Origin of the sequence: Streptomyces sp. NBC_00510 (assembly GCA_036013505.1) — a bacterium.
In the GTDB taxonomy this organism is placed as follows: domain Bacteria; phylum Actinomycetota; class Actinomycetes; order Streptomycetales; family Streptomycetaceae; genus Actinacidiphila.
This window is the reverse complement of the sequence record CP107851.1, coordinates 1,790,886-1,805,623: the sequence shown is the minus strand read 5'-3', so window position 1 is coordinate 1,805,623 and position 14,738 is coordinate 1,790,886. Positions and strand designations below refer to the sequence as shown.

The window sequence follows — 14,738 nt, the reverse complement described above, 5'->3', positions numbered from 1 at the left end:
AGACTAGGGCCCGGCGCTAGTCGGGCGGCAGCGGAACGGCGGGACCCTGCGGCGACGGGAGGAGCACGTTCCGGACGTAGTCCTCGACCGCCGCGTCGAGACCCACGTCACGCTGGGCCCGCTCGGACATCAACCAGCGGTGTTCCAGCAGCTCGTGGTAGATCTGCGCGGTGTCCAGGGAGCCGCGCAGCTCGCGCGGCACGGCGCGGACCGTCGGACGGAAGACGTCGCGGACCCAGCGGTGGGCCAGCACTTCGGGGCGGGCGCCCAGCGGGTCGCCGGGGGCGTAGTCCTCCTGGCCGGCCATCCACGTCTCGAGGTCGTTGAGCAGGCTGCGGGCCTGGTTCTCCTCGGCGTCCAGGCCGGTGAGGCGGAGCAGCTGGCGCTGGTGGTGGCCGGCGTCCACGACCTTGGGCAGGAACGTGACGTCGTCACCGTCGGGCGACCGCTGGATCTGCATCTCCGCGACGTCGAAGCCGAGGTCGTTCAGCCGCCGGATGCGCCGGTCGATGTAGTGCCGCTTGGCCACCGGGTACACCGACTCGCGGGTGAGCTCGTGCCACAGCTCGTCGTAGCGGTCGGCGATGGCCTGCCCGAAGGTGACCGGGTCCACCGACGGGTGCAGCGAGCCGCCCGCCTCCAGGTCCATCAGCTCGCCGGCGATGTTCACCCGGGCCACCTCGATGTCGTACTCCCGCTGGCCGCGCGAGAGGCTGGGCTGGATCTGCCCGGTCTCGGCGTCCACCAGGTAGGCCGCGTAGGCGCCCGCGTCACGCCGGAAGAGGGTGTTCGACAGCGAGCAGTCGCCCCAGGCGAAGCCCGCCAGGTGGAGCCGGACCAGCAGCACGGCGAGCGCGTCCAGCAGCCGGTTGACCGTGCCCGGGCGCATCGTCGTCTCGAACATCGAGCGGTACGGCTGCGAGCCGCCCAGGTGGCGGGTGATCAGCACCGGCTCCAGCGGCTCGCCGCGGTCGTCGGTGCGGCCGGTGACGACGGCGAGGGCGTCGACCGCGGGTATCCCCATGCGGTCCAGGTCGCGCAGCAGCCCGTACTCGCGGACGGCCGCCCACTCGCCGACCTCCTTGACCGCCACCACCTCGTCGCCGGCCAGGGCGAACCGGACGACGTGCCGCGAGATGCCGCGGGGCAGCGCCACCAGGTACTCCTCCGGCCACTCCTCCAGCGGCACGTTCCACGGCAGGTCGAGGAGGGTCGCCGGATGGTCCGGGGAGGTCGCGGTGATCTGCAGGTCCATGGCGCCCAGTCTGCGGCAACGGGGTGATCGCGCGGGACACCGGGGCGGCGCATACGCTGCGGGGCATGAGGCAACGGCTTGTGGTCATCGGCGGGGACGCCGCGGGCATGTCGGCGGCGTCGCAGGCGCGCAGGAGGAAGGGGCCCGACGAACTGGAGGTCGTCGCCTTCGAACGCGGGCGCCGCACCTCCTACTCCGCCTGCGGCATCCCGTACTGGATCGCCGGGGACGCCACCGGCCCCGACAAGCTGATCGCCCGCACGCCCGAGAAGCACCGGGCCCACGACATCGACGTGCGGCTCGGCACCGAGGTCGTCGAGATCGACCGGGACCGCGGCCGGGTGCGCACCCGGGACGTCTTCGGGGCGGAGGACTGGACGGAGTACGACCAGCTCGTCATCGCCACCGGCGCCGTGCCCAAGCGCCCCCCGATCCCCGGGATCGACGCCGGGGGCGTGCACGGCGTGCAGATCCTCGACGACGGCGAGGACATCCTGGACGCCCTCGACAACAGGCCCGTCAGTACCGCCGTCGTGGTCGGCGGCGGCTACATCGGCGTGGAGATGGCCGAGGCCATGCTGCGGCGCGGTCTCCGGGTCACCCTCGTCGAAGCCTCCGAGCAGCCCATGGCGACCCTCGACCCGGACATGGGCCGGCTCGTGCGGGAGGCCATGGAGGGCCTCGGCATCACGGTCGTCACCGGAGCCCCGGTGCGCGAGGTGCTCACCGGGGCGGACGGCCGGGTCCGCGCGGTGGCCACCGACCAGGGCGAGTACCCCGCGGACGTGGTCGTGCTCGGGCTCGGCGTCGCCCCCAACACCGGCCTCGCCCGCGACGCGGGGCTGCCGCTGGGTGCGCACGGCGGGCTGCTCACCGACCGCGCGATGCGTGTGCGCGGGGAGGAGGCGGTCTGGGCGGGCGGGGACTGCGTGGAGGTCCTCAACCTGGTCTCCGGCGGGATGCAGCACATCGCGCTGGGCACCCACGCCAACAAGCAGGGCCGGGTCATCGGCACCAACATCGGCGGCGGCTACGCCACCTTCCCGGGCGTGGTGGGCACGGCCGTCAGCAAGGTCTGCTCCCTGGAGATCGCCCGTACGGGACTGAAGGAGTCCCAGGCCCGGGCCGCCGGGCTGCAGTACGTCACCGCGGTCATCGAGTCCACCAGCAGGGCCGGCTACTACCCCGGCGCCGCCCCGATGACGGTCAAGGCCATCGCGGAGCGGCACACCGGACGGCTGCTCGGACTGCAGATCGTCGGACGCGAGGGCGCGGCCAAGCGCGTGGACATCGGTGCGGTGGCGCTCACCGCGGGCATGACCGCCGAGCAGATGACCGGGCTCGACCTGGGCTACGCCCCGCCGTTCTCCCCGGTGTGGGACCCGGTCCTGATCGCCGCGCGCAAGGTCGACGGGAAGGTCCGCGCGGACGGCCCGGACGCCTGAGCCGTGACCGGGGGCGCTCAGGCGGGCCGTACGGCCAGCTTCTCCAGGCCCTCCAGCAGGCTGGGGAGTTCCGGCCCCCGGCCGACCGGCAGCACCTCGCCGGGCTCCTCGTCGAGCAGCACGAAGGCGATGTCGTCGGTGCGGGCCACCAGGCTCCAGCCCTCGCCGTCCACACGCAGGGTGCGTACGCCCTCGCCTGCCGCGGTCGAGCGTATGCGGCCGGGCGGCGGGGGCGTGCGGAGGTACTCCTGGGCGGCCTCCAGCGCGCGCCGCACCCCGGGGTGGATGCCGTCGGCGGCGGGAGCCGTGGGCCCGGTCCCTTCGCCCGACTCGTTCTCCGTGGGCTCCTTCTCGGTGGGCGCCTTCTCTGTGGGCGCCTTGTCCACGGGCTCCTTCTCCGTGCCGTCAGGCGCGGAGTTTGCGACGGTTGTGGCGGATGTGTCCGGGTCGCTGGAGCTGCCGGCGCCGTCCGGAGTGTCGGACTCGTCCCCGGCGTCGAGCTGTTCCCGCCAGATCCGCCACTGGAGGGCTATCTCGTCGGCCCCCAGGCGTCGCTGCGCGGGCCCCCACGTCCCGGTGTCGGGCGGCGAGAGCGGCGGGCCGTCCTCGGCCTCGGGCGGATCGTGCGGAGCGGGCACGCCGGGCGCGGCCACCGCGACCGGCAGCGGCCAGCCGGGCAGCGCGGCGACGACCGAGCGCTCGTCGGGGGAGAGGTCGTACTCCAGCCCGCAGTCCCACGCGGCGAGGGCGCACGCGACCAGCGCCGTGTCGCTGATCGCCACCGTCCACCGGGCGCCCGTCCCGTCCTGGCCGAAGACGAGGCCGTAGCCGTCGTCCGCCGGTTCCAGCCCGAGTTCGGCGCACGCCGCCGGATAGTCGTCGGCCAGGACGCCCGGGAACTGCGCGGGCGTCAGCATCGCCGCGGTGAGCACGAACAGCGCGTCGTCGTCCGTCGCGGACACGGGCATCCCCTCTCCAGTGAGTTCTCAGTGGTGGGCGCACCCTAACCACCCGGTAACACCCGCGTCGAGACCGGGGCGCGCCCTGTGGAAAACCGTTCGGTGGCCGGATCGCCGGCCTCTACGCTGACGCCATGGCCAACTCCCGTGCCCACCAGGGCGTCCGCCCGTGAAGAAACGGCGCCGTCGCCTCCGCTTCGACGGGCGGGAGTTCCTCTGGACCGCCCGCATCGGGCACGCCGAGCAGCCCGACGGCACCTGCCGCCGTGTCGTCTTCGTCCGCGTCATGGACGGGGAGGCTCCCGGCGGCCGCGCCCTCGTCGTCGATCTGGTGTCGGCCTCCGAGCCCGGTCCGTGGGGATCCTGCGCCACCGGCACCGCCCACCCGACTCCTCGCGACGTCCGCCTGCTCGTCGAGCACGCGCTCGCCGTCGGCTGGGAGCCCGGCGCACACGGCCCCCCTCTCGCGCTCACCGCGGAGAGCGGCGACCCGGGCCTTCCGGGGTTCCGGCTGCCCACGGGCGGGAACGCCCATGGGTGAGAGGGGTGATGCGGATGGCCACCTGGCTCCGGAGGTTCACCGCGGCGCGGACGCCGGGGAGGCCCGCGAAGCCCCCGCCGACGCCCGGGGTGGAGCCCTCACGCCGGGCATCACGCGAGCGCAACCTCTTCGAAGCGGCCGCCGCCCATGTCGCGGCCTCCGTCGAGGGGGACGAGGAGGCGCTCGAGGCCGCTGCGGCGCGCGTCGCGCCGGAGGCGCTGATGTTCGGGATCGGTGAACTCGCCCGGCGTGCCGTCGCGGTGCTCGCCCAGGAGCGTGGCGTACCGCCGCGGGCGGTCGCCCGGTCGCTGCTCGGGCTCCCCGAGGCGTGAGGCGTCCGCCGCCCTACCGGGCCCGGTTCGTCACATGCGGCCTTCCGCGGCGGGGGTGACCGCGGCCTCCCGCGGACCGTACCCGGGCAGGAAGAGCCTCATGGAGCAGGGGTCCTCGGCCGCCACACCGACCTCGACGCCCCAGTAGGCGCTCAGCCGGCCGGCGACGTCGACCAGCCGCCGCCGCTCCTCGGGCGAGTACGCGGGGAAGCGCACCCAGCCGCGGTCGGAGACGGCGCGGCCGAGGTCGTTGAAGAGCGTGGTCCGCGCGCGCTGTTCCTCCTCGTCCGTCAGCGGGGTCGGGTCCCCCTCGCGGGGTACCAGCCGGACGTTGTACAGCTCTCGGGTCACGCGCGGCCTCGCAGTTCTCCTCGGTCGGACGTGCCGCAGGCTACCGTCCCCGCCGCGCCGGCCGGACCCGCCGGGGGCGCAGTCAGGACTCCAGGGCGTCCAGGGTGGTGCGCAGCCAGCCGAGCTCCGCCCGCGTGGTGGCGCGTGCGATCGTCAGGACGCCCCGCCGGAACGGATCGTCCAGCTCCTCCGCCCGCAGCGGGCGGTCGCCGTCGTGGAAGAAGCTCGTGGGCTCCTCCAGGAAGGCGAGCCGGCGACGCAGCACCGCGCTTTGCAGGGCGGGGTCGTCGAGATGGCGCAGGAAGGCGAGGAGCGTGAACCAGCGGTTCTCGTCGGAGACGTCGGCGGCGTCCGGCTCCGCGAGCCGCCGGCGCAGCTCGGCGCGGCCCTCGGTGGTCAGCGTCAGCACGTGGCGCGGCGCGGCCACGGCGCCCGGCTGGGTCTCGCGGCGCAGCAGACCGGCCTTCTCCAGCCGCTTGATGGCCGGGTAGAGCGTGCTCTCGGCCACCGGTTTGACGTGCCCGGTGAGTGCGGCGATGCGCTTGCGCAGCTCATAGCCGTGCAGGGCGGCGTCGTAGAGGAATCCGAGGATCGCGAGCTCCAGCATGGTGTCATTGTGCCGCAACGACGCTGTACCTCGTTGACGTAATACATCGGCACCGATGTATAGTCTCCTCCATGCAGCAGACACGATTCACCGAGGACGGGGCGTGCATCCGCTGGACCGGGACACCCGGGACCGGCCCCGCGCTCGTCTATGTGCACGGGCTGGGCGCGGCCTCCTCCGTCTACTTCGCCCACATAGCGGCGGATCCGGCCCTCACCGGGCGGCGTTCACTCCTCGTCGACCTGCCGGGCCACGGCATCAGCGACCGGCCCGCCGCCTTCGGCTACACGCTGGAGGAGCACGCGGACGCGCTCGCCGCGGCACTCGACGCCGCCGCGACGGGCCCGGCGGAGGTGGTCGGCCACAGCATGGGAGGCGCCGTGGCGATCGTCCTCGCCGCGCGCCGGCCCGATCTGGTGGCGCGCCTGGTGCTGGCGGAGGCGAACCTCGACGCGCGTCCGCGCGTGACGGCCGGAAGCAGCGGCATCGCGGCCTTCACCGAGGAGGAGTTCGTCCACGGCGGGGGCTTCGCCCGCGTCCTGGAGCGGGTCGGCCCGCGGTGGGCCGCCACGATGCGCCTGGCCGACCCGGTCGCCCTGCACCGCACCGCCTCGTCACTGCTGCGGGGGAGCGATCCGGTCATGCGGGAACTGCTGCTCGCGTCGCCCGTCCCGCGCACCTTCCTGCAGGGTGAGTCGAGCGGTGACCTGAGCGGCCGGGCGGAGCTGGAGGCGGCCGGGGTGTCCGTCGTGACGGTCCCCGGCGCCGGTCACAACATCATGTTCGACAACGCCTACGCCTTCGTCGAGGCCATCGCGAGGAACCGCTCGTCGGTGTCGGTGTAGGAGGTCAGGGTCCACCCCGAGGACTCCAGCAAGGGCCCCAGGTTGGGCTCGGCGCGCAGGTCGTCCGGGGTCAGCTCGCGGCCCTGCCGGGCGGCCAGCGCCGCCCGTCCGATCGGGTGGAAGAGCGCCAGCCGGCCGCCGGGCCGGGTGACCCGGGCCAGCTCCCGCAGACAGGCCCCGGGGTCCGGCAGGTGCCCGATCAGCCCCGCGGCGAAGACGGCGTCCAGGGCGGCGTCGCGCAGCGGCAGCAGGGCGCAGTCGGCCAGCAGCAGGGCGCCGTGCTCCCGGCGCCCGGCCCGTACCGCCGCGGCCAGCATCTCGGGCGTCAGATCGGCGCCCACGACCGTCCCGGACGCCCCCACGGCCGCGCGCAGGAAGGGCATCGCCCGGGCCGTGCCGCACCCCGCGTCGAGGACCCTCTGGCCCTCCCGCAGGCCCAGTTCGGCGACACCGGCACGGTAGACGGGGGCGTCGTCGGGGTAGCGGGTCTCCCAGTCGGCGGCGCGGGCGGCGAAGAACGCGCGGATCTGCGCGGGGTCGGTGTGCACGACGGTCCACCTCCGGTTCGGGGCGCGCGCCGGGGCGCACGGGACGCGGGGCATCATGGTCGCATGATCCCGTTCCGTTCCGTGGCCCTCTTCCTGCTGGCCGCGCTGCTGGAGATCGGCGGCGCCTGGCTGGTCTGGCAGGGGCTGCGCGAGCACCGCGGATGGGCGTGGATCGGGGCCGGCGTCATCGCCCTGGGCCTGTACGGGTGCGTCGCCACCCTCCAGCCGGACGCCGAGTTCGGCCGCATCCTCGCCGCCTACGGCGGGGTGTTCATCGCGGGCTCGCTCGCCTGGGGGATGGTGGCCGACGGCTACCGCCCCGACCGCTACGACGTGGTGGGCGCGCTGGTGTGCCTGGTGGGCGTGGGGATCATCATGTACGGGCCACGCAGCGGCTGAAACACGCTTCGTGCGTACAGGTTCGTGCCGCACGCGATCGTCGGGGGCCGCATCCGGAAAGCACGTGGTCAAATAAGGCAGGGTTCCGTCATGGCCCGAGCGTGCGACCACCCCCGCACTAGCGTCCCGGGGCCATGGGACACATCGACCACGCCGCCTTCGGCTGGCTGACCCCGCTGCTCTCGTACGCCATGGCGTGCGTCGGCGCGGCGCTCGGACTGCGCTGCACCGTACGGGCCCTGGCCGCGACCGGCCGCTCCCGGCGCAACTGGCTGATCACCGCCGCGAGCGCCCTCGGCACCGGGATCTGGACGATGCACTTCGTCGCCATGCTCGGCTTCCGCGTCACCGGTACCGAGATCCGCTACAACGTCCCCCTGACCGTCCTCAGCCTCGCCGTCGCCATGGTCGTCGTCGGCCTCGGCGTCTTCGCCGTCGGGTACGGCCACGGCCGCTTCCGGGCCCTCGCGATCGGAGGCCTCACCACGGGTGTCGGCGTGGCCAGCATGCACTACCTGGGCATGGCCGCCGTACGCCTGCACGGCGCGGTCTCCTACGAACCGTGGCTCGTGGCGCTGTCGGTCGCCATCGCCTGGGCCGCCGCGACCGCCGCGCTGTGGGCCGCGCTCACCATCCACCGGCCCGTGGTCGTCGCCGGCGCCTCCCTCGTGATGGGCGCGGCGGTCAGCAGCATGCACTACACCGGGATGCTCGCCGTGCACGTCCGGGTCCGGCCCTCGGCGGACGTGCTGACCGGCTCCGGCGCGACAGCGTTCCTCTTCCCCCTCATCGTCGGTCTCGGCTCCTACCTCTTCCTCACCTCCGCCTTCGTCGCGCTCTCCCCGACGGCGAGGGAACACATCGCCTCCGCGACCGCCCAGCGCATCGGCGAGGGTGCCCTGTGACGCCGCCACGGGGCCGCAGAGCGCACGCGGGACTCCCCGCAGACGAGGAACCGTCCTCCCGCGCCACCGGCGGCGGGCGGAGCGGCGGGACGGCGGACCGGCTGAGCCTGCGCCCGAGGACCGTGCGCGCCAAGATCGTGTCCCTCCTCATGGTGCCCGTCGTGTCCCTGATGGCGCTGTGGGCCTTCGCCGCCGTCACCACGGCCCAGGACGTCTCCGGTCGGCTGCGCGCCCAGCGCATTGCAGAAACGATCCGTGAGCCGGTCGCCGACACCGTGACCACCCTGCAGGCCGAACGCCGCGCCGCCGCCCGCTACCTGGCCCGGCCCACCACCGAGGCCGCCACCGAACTGAGCGGACGCGCCACGGCCACCGACCGTGCCGCCGCCCTGCTGCAGCTGGGCGGCGGCCACACGGTCGCCGACGGCACCGGCCTGCCGGGCACCGCAGCGGTGCGCGTCCGGACCTTCGTCGGCGACCTGGAGCGCCTGCGCAGGCAGCGCCCCGGCATCACCCAGGGAGCGGCGGACTGGCGGCAGACGTACCGCGCCTACACCGACGCCGTGACCGACGGATTCGCGATCGGCGGCGCCCTTGCCACGGGACGCGGCGAGCGTGCAGCCCTGGAGATCGGCCGTGCCGCGGAACAACTGTCCCGCGAGGACGCCCTGCTCGCCGCGGCCGCGCTCACCCGCGGCCTGCCCACGGACCGTTACCGCGACCTGAGCGGTGCCGTCACCGCCCGCCGCGCCCTGCTCGCGGGCGCCACGGCCGACCTCGGCGGTGCCGGCCGCAGCGCCTGGCAGCGGCTGGCCCGGTCCACCGCGTACACGGACCTCGAGGCCATGGAGGACGCCGTCCTCGACGCCGGACCGGGCAAGGCCGCCGTGGACGGCGCGAGCCTCGCCACATGGGACCGGGCCACCGGACAGGTGCTGTCCGGGCTGGAGAGGTCCGCCAAGGCCGCCGCACCCGCCGACCGGCCCCTCGCGCACGGCCTGTTGAGCACCTCGGGCATCGCCGTCCTGCTCGGCCTCCTCGGCGTCGTCGCCTCCCTCTTCATCTCCGTACGGATCGGCCGCGGTCTCGTCGTCGAACTCGTCGGCCTGCGCAACACCGCGCTCGAACTCGCCCGCCGCAAACTGCCGCGCGCCATGCGGCGGCTCCGCGCCGGCGAGGAGATCGACCTCGGCAAGGAGGCGCCCCTCGGCAGGCACGGCGCCGATGAGATCGGCCAGGTCTCCGAGGCCCTGGCAACCGTGCAGCGCGCCGCGCTGCGCGCCGCCGCGGAACGCGCCGAACTGGTCAACGGGGTCTCCGGCGTCTTCGTCAACCTCGCCCGCCGCAGCCAGGTCCTGGTGCACCGTCAGCTGGCGCTGCTCGACAGCATGGAACGGCGCACCGAGGACCCGGGTGAGCTGGAGGACCTGTTCAAGCTCGACCACCTCACCACCCGTATGCGGCGGCACGCCGAGGGCCTGATCATCCTCTCCGGCTCCGCTCCCGGCCGCGCCTGGAGCAAGCCCGTACCCCTCACCAATGTGGTGCGCGCCGCGGTCGCGGAGGTCGAGGACTACGCCCGCGTCGAGGTCCGCAGGCTCCCCCTCGCGGCGGTCGTCGGTTCCGCGGTCGCCGACCTCACCCATCTGATCGCCGAACTCGTCGAGAACGCGACCCAGTTCTCGCCGCCGCACACCAAGGTGCGCGTCTACGGCGAGCAGGTCGGCAACGGCTACGCCCTGGAGATCGAGGACCGCGGGCTCGGCATGGGCAAGGAGGCCATGGCCGAGGCCAACCGGCGCATCGCCCAGACCCAGGCGCTCGACCTGTTCGACAGCGACCGGCTCGGCCTGTTCGTCGTCAGCAGGCTCGCCCGGCGGCACGACGTCAGGGTCTCCCTGCGCTCCTCCCCGTACGGCGGCACCACGGCCGTCGTCCTGCTGCCCACCGCCCTGCTCGACATGAGGGCGCCCGAAGCCCGCGCCCCACGGGGTGCCGGGACGGGGGGCGCGGCGTCCGGCCCGCACGGACCCCGCCAGGGGTCCGCGGAGGTCCCGTCCCTGGCGGTGGCCTCCCCGCGCGGCGACGGCGACGGGCAGCCGCGTCCCTCCGCGCCCCGTTTTGTTCGTCCTCCGGAACACGGGCCTCTGCCGGCGCCCGCGCCCGTATCCGTGCCCGCACCGGCCCGCGGCACGGCGCCCGCTCCCGCGTCCGTGGGCGCTCCTGTGGGCGCGCCTCCCGCCGAGGGCGGACTCCCGCGCCGCGTACGCCGTGCGAGCCTCGCCCCGCAGCTCCTGGAGCCCCGCGCACCCGAACGCGGCCCCGGGCCGCAGGACACGGGACAGGACGTCCCGGAGCGGACCGCCGAGCAGGCGCGCTCGACGATGGCCGCCTTCCGCCGCGGCTGGATCCGCGGCGGCGGCGCCGGAGCCCGTGACACCGCCGACGGGGATCCGGCACCCGCCGGCCCACGCCCCCTGCGGCCCGCCCCACAGCCCGGCGGCACCCGGCCAGGCCCGGGAGGGCCGGGCCACCACGACGGTCCGGACCCGACGCCCGGGGACGGCGAGCAGAACCACGCCCGCACCTCGGCCCGGGCACCCCGCGAAGGAGAGCACGGATGATCGACGCATCGAACCGGTCCGGTGAACTGGACTGGCTGCTGGACGACCTCACCGACCGGGTGGACGACGTCCGCCACGCCGTGGTGCTGTCGGGCGACGGCCTGGCCGTGGGCTCCTCCCGCGGGCTGACCCGGGAGGACGCCGAGCACCTGGCGGCCGTCGCCTCGGGCTTCCACAGCCTCGCCAAGGGCGCCGGACGCCACTTCGCGGCCGGCCAGGTCCGGCAGACCATGGTCGAACTCGACCACGGCTTCCTCTTCGTGGCGGCCGCGGGCGAGGGCTCCTGCCTCGCGGTGTTCACCGGCGCGGGCGCCGACGTCGGCCTGATCGCCTACGAGATGGCGCGCCTCGTCAAGCGCGTGGGCGAGCACCTGCACACCCCGCCGCGCCTCGGCGCCGCCGGCCCGGCCGCAGGCTGACCGGCGCACGGGTGATGAACGGCGCGCACCCGCGGAGCCCGGACGGCCACTGGTACGACGATGCGGCCGGGCCCCTGGTGCGCCCGTACGCCCTGACCGGAGGCCGCACCCGGCCCGGCACGGCCGTCGCCGCCCTGGACCTCATCGCCCTGGTGCTCGCCGAACCCGGCGCCGCCGACGACCCCACGCTGGAGCCCGAGCACACCGCGCTGCTCGCGCTGTGCCGGGGAGAGCCCCTGTCGGTCGCGGAGCTGGCGGCCGACGCCGACCTGCCGGTGGGCGTCGTGCGCGTCCTCCTCGGCGACCTCCTGACGCTCGGCAGCGTACGGGTGAGCAATCCCGTACCGCCGGCGCACCTACCCGACGAGCGCATCCTGCGAGAGGTGATCAATGGACTCCGGGCACTCTGAGACGCCGGTCATGGCCCTGAAGATCCTCATCGCGGGGGGCTTCGGGGTCGGCAAGACCACCATGGTGGGCGCGGTGAGCGAGATCCGGCCGCTGCGCACCGAGGAACAACTGACCGAGGCCGGGCGCCACGTGGACGACACCGGGGGAGTGGAGCGGAAGTCCACCACCACCGTGGCGATGGACTTCGGCAGGATCACCATCAGGGCGGGTCTGTCGCTGTACCTCTTCGGCACCCCCGGCCAGGACCGCTTCTGGTTCCTGTGGGACGAGCTGTCACAAGGGGCGCTCGGCGCGGTCGTGCTCGCCGACACCCGCCGCCTGGAGGACTGCTTCCCCGCCGTGGACTTCTTCGAGCACCGGAAGATCCCGTTCGCGGTCGCCGTCAACCGCTTCCCCGGCGCGTTGGAGCACCGCCCGGAGGACATCTCACGCGCCCTCGACCTGCAGGACGGCACCCCCGTCGTCCTCTGTGACGCACGGGACCGCGCATCGGGCAAGGAGGTGCTGATCGCCCTCGTCGAGCACGCCGGGCGGATGCACGCGGCACGCCTGCTGGAGTCGGTGCGCTGACGCTCCGCGGAGCGGCGGGGCACCATAGCAGAACGGCGCCGCGGAAAAAGGAATTCACAGTGCATTGAGAGGCAGCCGAACCGGGTGCGTACAGGTGGCCAGACGGGGCGCACGGGCCCCGACGCCCCTACCGCGCAAGGAGTCCAGATGCACAAGCGGATCGGTGCCGCAGTCGCCGGAACGGCCGCTGCCCTCCTCCTCGTCACCGCCTGCGGCGGGTCGAACGGCTACAACCAGGCGAGCAGCGTGGCGCCGGCGGCCCAGCAACAGGACGCGGCCCAGTCGGCCACCTCGCAGCCCGGCTCCGGGACAACCTCCGGCGACTACGGGTACGACAGCGAGACCTCGGCCGACCCCTCCTCGGGCACCGACGACGGATACGCCGGCGGTACGGACGACAGCTCCGACAGCGGCAGCGCGGACGCCGCCTCCGACAAGAAGTGGCCCATCCTGTCCGTCGTCAACGACGCCAACCTGGGCGACATCCTCGTCGACTCCAAGGGCCGCACCCTGTACCGCTTCGACAAGGACACCGACTGGCCGATGGTGTCCAACTGCACCGGCGAGTGCCTCAAGAAGTGGCCGGCGGCCAAGCCCGTCACCAAGGCGCAGGCCGAGGCCGCCGGTCTCAACCCCAAGCTCGTCAGCACTTACACCCGTTCGGACGGCACCAAGCAGCTGTCGTACAACTGCTGGCCCGTCTACTGGTACGCCGGGGACACCAAGCCCGGTGACACCAACGGCCACGGTGTGGGCGGCACCTGGTGGGCCATGGGCGCCAACGGCAAGAAGGCCAACGGCGGCAAGCCGATCCGCTGACCCGTGCCGGCGGCAGGCGCCCGACGCTCAGTCCGCCACACCGGACTCGGCGAGCACCTTGTCGATCCGCACCCGCACCAGGAGTTCACCGGGCACCCCATTGCGCGCCCCGAACTCCTCGGCGACGTCCTCGCCCATGTAGCGGGCGGCGAGCCGGGTGGCCCACTCCCGCAAGGGACCAGGCTCCTCGCTCACCTCCGCCCGTCCCCGCAGGACCACGTACGCGAACGGCGGCCGGTCATCGTCCACGCACAGGGCGACCCGGCCGTCGCGCGTGATGTTGCGGCCCTTGACCGTCTCCTTGCCCGTGTTGAACACGACGTCGTCGCCGTCCAGCAGGAACCAGACGGGCGCCACATGGGGCGTGCCGTCCGCCCGCGTCGTCGCCAGCTTCCCCGTACGCGTCCCGGCGGATACGAAGGCCCGCCACTCTTCCTCGGTCATCCTGTGTCCCATGCCCCCATCCTGCCCCGGACGGCGGCGGACGGCCTCAGGACCCGCTGGAGGGGTGCGGCGGCTCGACCTCCTGGTACAGCGGCACGTCCACCCGTCCGCGCCGCAGCAGCCGGCGCCAGAGCACCGGGTCGTACTCCTGCGGCGTGGTGGTGGCGAGGAAGTCCTCCAGTACGTCGACGAAACGCCCGGGCGCGTCATGGTGCGGGAAATGCCCGGCGTCCTCGAACAGCTCCAGCCGGCTGCCCGGCATCGCGGTGTGCGCCCTCAGCGCATGACGCACCGGGATCACCCCGTCGTGCTCGCCCCACATGATGAGGGTCGGCAGGCCCGCCGTCAGATAACTGCGGTCCATCATCGTGATGACCTGCCCCCGCAGGTCCACCCCGGCGCGCAGGGTGCGCAGGAAGGCCTGACGCGCCTCGGAGCTGTCGAGCATGAGGTAGCGCTCCAGGACGTAGTCGAAGTCGTGGCGGCCCAGCCCGAGCCCACCGGTGGTCCGCAGCAGCGGCGCGAGCAGCCGCAGCGCCCCGCGCACGGGCGGCGAAGTCGCCAGCGGCAGCGTCACTTCGGAACCCGGGCCCGCCGCCAGCCGCAGCAGCGGGTGCACCTCCGGCCCCAGACCGCCGCCGCCCACGATCACCAGGCGTTCGCACCGCTCCGGGAACTGGTAGGCGAACTGCATCGCCACGCCCGCCCCGAGCGAGTGGCCCACGACCGACACCCGGTCGACGTCCAGCACGCCCAGCAGGTCGCGCATGCCGCACGCGTAGGCCGCCACCGCGTAGTCGGCGCGGGGCTGCTCGCTGTCACCGTGGCCCAGCAGGTCCGGCGCGATGACCGTGTGCCGCCGCCCCAGCCGGGGCAGGATGTGTGCCCACGTCGCCGACGAGTCGCCGAGGCCGTGGATCAGCAGCAGCGGCGGCCCGCTGCCGCCCAGCCGGAACGCGCGCCGGTAGCCGTGGATGTCGCGATGGACCAGAGGAACGCCCTGCGAACCGTCCTCCGTGTCCGGGGCGGGACCGTAGACCCGGCGCACGACCTGTCCCCGTTCCATGCGTCCAGCGTGCGACAGCGGGGTTTCCCCCGCAATGCCGCGCCGTTAGCGCGACGTGAACGCGCTTGCGGTGGAGGGGTGGGGCCCGGCAGGGTACGTCGCTCCGTCGCGTCCCGCACCTGAGGGCGTCCGGTGGAAAGGGATTGTGAGATGTCACAGTCGGCGCCACGAAGGGGGCGTTCGTGGGTCAGACTGTGC

Annotated in this window: 18 protein-coding genes; 11 read left to right on the top strand and 7 right to left on the bottom strand. The window is 74.0% G+C overall.

Going from position 1 to position 14,738, the window contains the following annotated elements:
* Nucleotides 1-16 precede the first annotated feature (16 nt).
* Nucleotides 17-1,255 (bottom strand): DUF4032 domain-containing protein, encoded by a 1,239-nt coding sequence (locus OG937_08080; GenBank protein ID WUD71652.1) that lies wholly within the window; start codon nt 1,253-1,255, stop codon nt 17-19.
* A 65-nt stretch (nt 1,256-1,320) separates the two neighbouring features.
* Here OG937_08080 and OG937_08075 point away from each other — a divergent pair, with 65 nt between their 5' ends.
* On the top strand, nt 1,321-2,700 hold the full coding sequence (locus OG937_08075) for an FAD-dependent oxidoreductase (protein ID WUD71651.1): 1,380 nt from the start codon (nt 1,321-1,323) through the stop codon (nt 2,698-2,700).
* Nucleotides 2,701-2,717: 17 nt separating this feature from the next.
* Here the strand turns inward: OG937_08075 and OG937_08070 are convergent, their stop codons facing one another.
* Nucleotides 2,718-3,668: a hypothetical protein gene (locus OG937_08070; GenBank protein WUD71650.1), complete on the bottom strand. Its 951-nt coding sequence runs from the start codon at nt 3,666-3,668 to the stop codon at nt 2,718-2,720.
* Nucleotides 3,669-3,828: 160 nt separating this feature from the next.
* Here OG937_08070 and OG937_08065 point away from each other — a divergent pair, with 160 nt between their 5' ends.
* Both OG937_08065 and OG937_08060 read left to right on the top strand, forming a co-directional pair.
* A complete protein-coding gene (locus OG937_08065; GenBank protein ID WUD71649.1) occupies nt 3,829-4,200 on the top strand; it encodes a hypothetical protein in 372 nt (123 codons plus the stop codon).
* Nucleotides 4,201-4,208: 8 nt separating this feature from the next.
* A complete protein-coding gene (locus tag OG937_08060) occupies nt 4,209-4,532 on the top strand; it encodes a hypothetical protein (protein ID WUD71648.1) in 324 nt (107 codons plus the stop codon).
* Nucleotides 4,533-4,562: 30 nt separating this feature from the next.
* Here OG937_08060 and OG937_08055 read toward each other — a convergent pair whose 3' ends face one another.
* Nucleotides 4,563-4,883 (bottom strand): hypothetical protein, encoded by a 321-nt coding sequence (locus tag OG937_08055; GenBank protein ID WUD71647.1) that lies wholly within the window; start codon nt 4,881-4,883, stop codon nt 4,563-4,565.
* 82 nt (nt 4,884-4,965) lie between these two features.
* Nucleotides 4,966-5,490 (bottom strand): PadR family transcriptional regulator, encoded by a 525-nt coding sequence (locus OG937_08050; GenBank protein ID WUD71646.1) that lies wholly within the window; start codon nt 5,488-5,490, stop codon nt 4,966-4,968.
* Nucleotides 5,491-5,561: 71 nt separating this feature from the next.
* Between OG937_08050 and OG937_08045 the strand changes: the two genes are divergently transcribed.
* The gene (locus OG937_08045; GenBank protein ID WUD71645.1) at nt 5,562-6,335 is read left to right on the top strand and encodes an alpha/beta hydrolase; all 774 of its coding nucleotides are present in this window, start codon (nt 5,562-5,564) and stop codon (nt 6,333-6,335) included.
* Here OG937_08045 and OG937_08040 read toward each other — a convergent pair.
* The gene (locus OG937_08040) at nt 6,284-6,940 is read right to left on the bottom strand and encodes a class I SAM-dependent methyltransferase (GenBank protein ID WUD71644.1); all 657 of its coding nucleotides are present in this window, start codon (nt 6,938-6,940) and stop codon (nt 6,284-6,286) included. The two genes, OG937_08045 and OG937_08040, sit on opposite strands and share 52 nt — an antisense overlap.
* A gap of 6 nt (nt 6,941-6,946) precedes the next feature.
* Between OG937_08040 and OG937_08035 the strand changes: the two genes are divergently transcribed.
* The 7 genes from OG937_08035 to OG937_08005 all read left to right on the top strand — a co-directional run bounded on the left by OG937_08035 (nt 6,947) and on the right by OG937_08005 (nt 13,030).
* Nucleotides 6,947-7,282 (top strand): YnfA family protein, encoded by a 336-nt coding sequence (locus tag OG937_08035; GenBank protein ID WUD71643.1) that lies wholly within the window; start codon nt 6,947-6,949, stop codon nt 7,280-7,282.
* Between the two features lie 134 nt (nt 7,283-7,416).
* Entirely contained in the window at nt 7,417-8,187 is a 771-nt protein-coding gene (locus OG937_08030; GenBank protein ID WUD71642.1) for a hypothetical protein, read from the top strand.
* Between the two features lie 122 nt (nt 8,188-8,309).
* A complete protein-coding gene (locus tag OG937_08025; protein ID WUD78669.1) occupies nt 8,310-10,811 on the top strand; it encodes a nitrate- and nitrite sensing domain-containing protein in 2,502 nt (833 codons plus the stop codon).
* The gene (locus tag OG937_08020; protein ID WUD71641.1) at nt 10,808-11,230 is read left to right on the top strand and encodes a roadblock/LC7 domain-containing protein; all 423 of its coding nucleotides are present in this window, start codon (nt 10,808-10,810) and stop codon (nt 11,228-11,230) included. Before OG937_08025 ends, OG937_08020 begins: the two co-directional genes overlap by 4 nt.
* Nucleotides 11,231-11,244: 14 nt before the next feature.
* Nucleotides 11,245-11,640, top strand: a complete 396-nt coding sequence (locus OG937_08015; GenBank protein WUD71640.1) for a DUF742 domain-containing protein — start codon at nt 11,245-11,247, stop codon at nt 11,638-11,640.
* A complete protein-coding gene (locus OG937_08010; GenBank protein WUD71639.1) occupies nt 11,621-12,211 on the top strand; it encodes an ATP/GTP-binding protein in 591 nt (196 codons plus the stop codon). The genes OG937_08015 and OG937_08010 overlap by 20 nt, the downstream gene beginning before the upstream one ends.
* A 147-nt stretch (nt 12,212-12,358) precedes the next feature.
* Nucleotides 12,359-13,030 carry a hypothetical protein gene (locus OG937_08005; protein WUD71638.1) on the top strand — a complete coding sequence of 224 codons (672 nt, stop codon included), beginning with the start codon at nt 12,359-12,361 and terminating at the stop codon, nt 13,028-13,030.
* A 27-nt stretch (nt 13,031-13,057) separates the two neighbouring features.
* Here OG937_08005 and OG937_08000 read toward each other — a convergent pair whose 3' ends face one another.
* Both OG937_08000 and OG937_07995 read right to left on the bottom strand, forming a co-directional pair.
* The gene (locus OG937_08000; GenBank protein WUD71637.1) at nt 13,058-13,486 is read right to left on the bottom strand and encodes a PPOX class F420-dependent oxidoreductase; all 429 of its coding nucleotides are present in this window, start codon (nt 13,484-13,486) and stop codon (nt 13,058-13,060) included.
* 34 nt (nt 13,487-13,520) lie between these two features.
* A complete protein-coding gene (locus tag OG937_07995) occupies nt 13,521-14,540 on the bottom strand; it encodes an alpha/beta hydrolase (GenBank protein ID WUD71636.1) in 1,020 nt (339 codons plus the stop codon).
* Nucleotides 14,541-14,738: the final 198 nt, after the last annotated feature.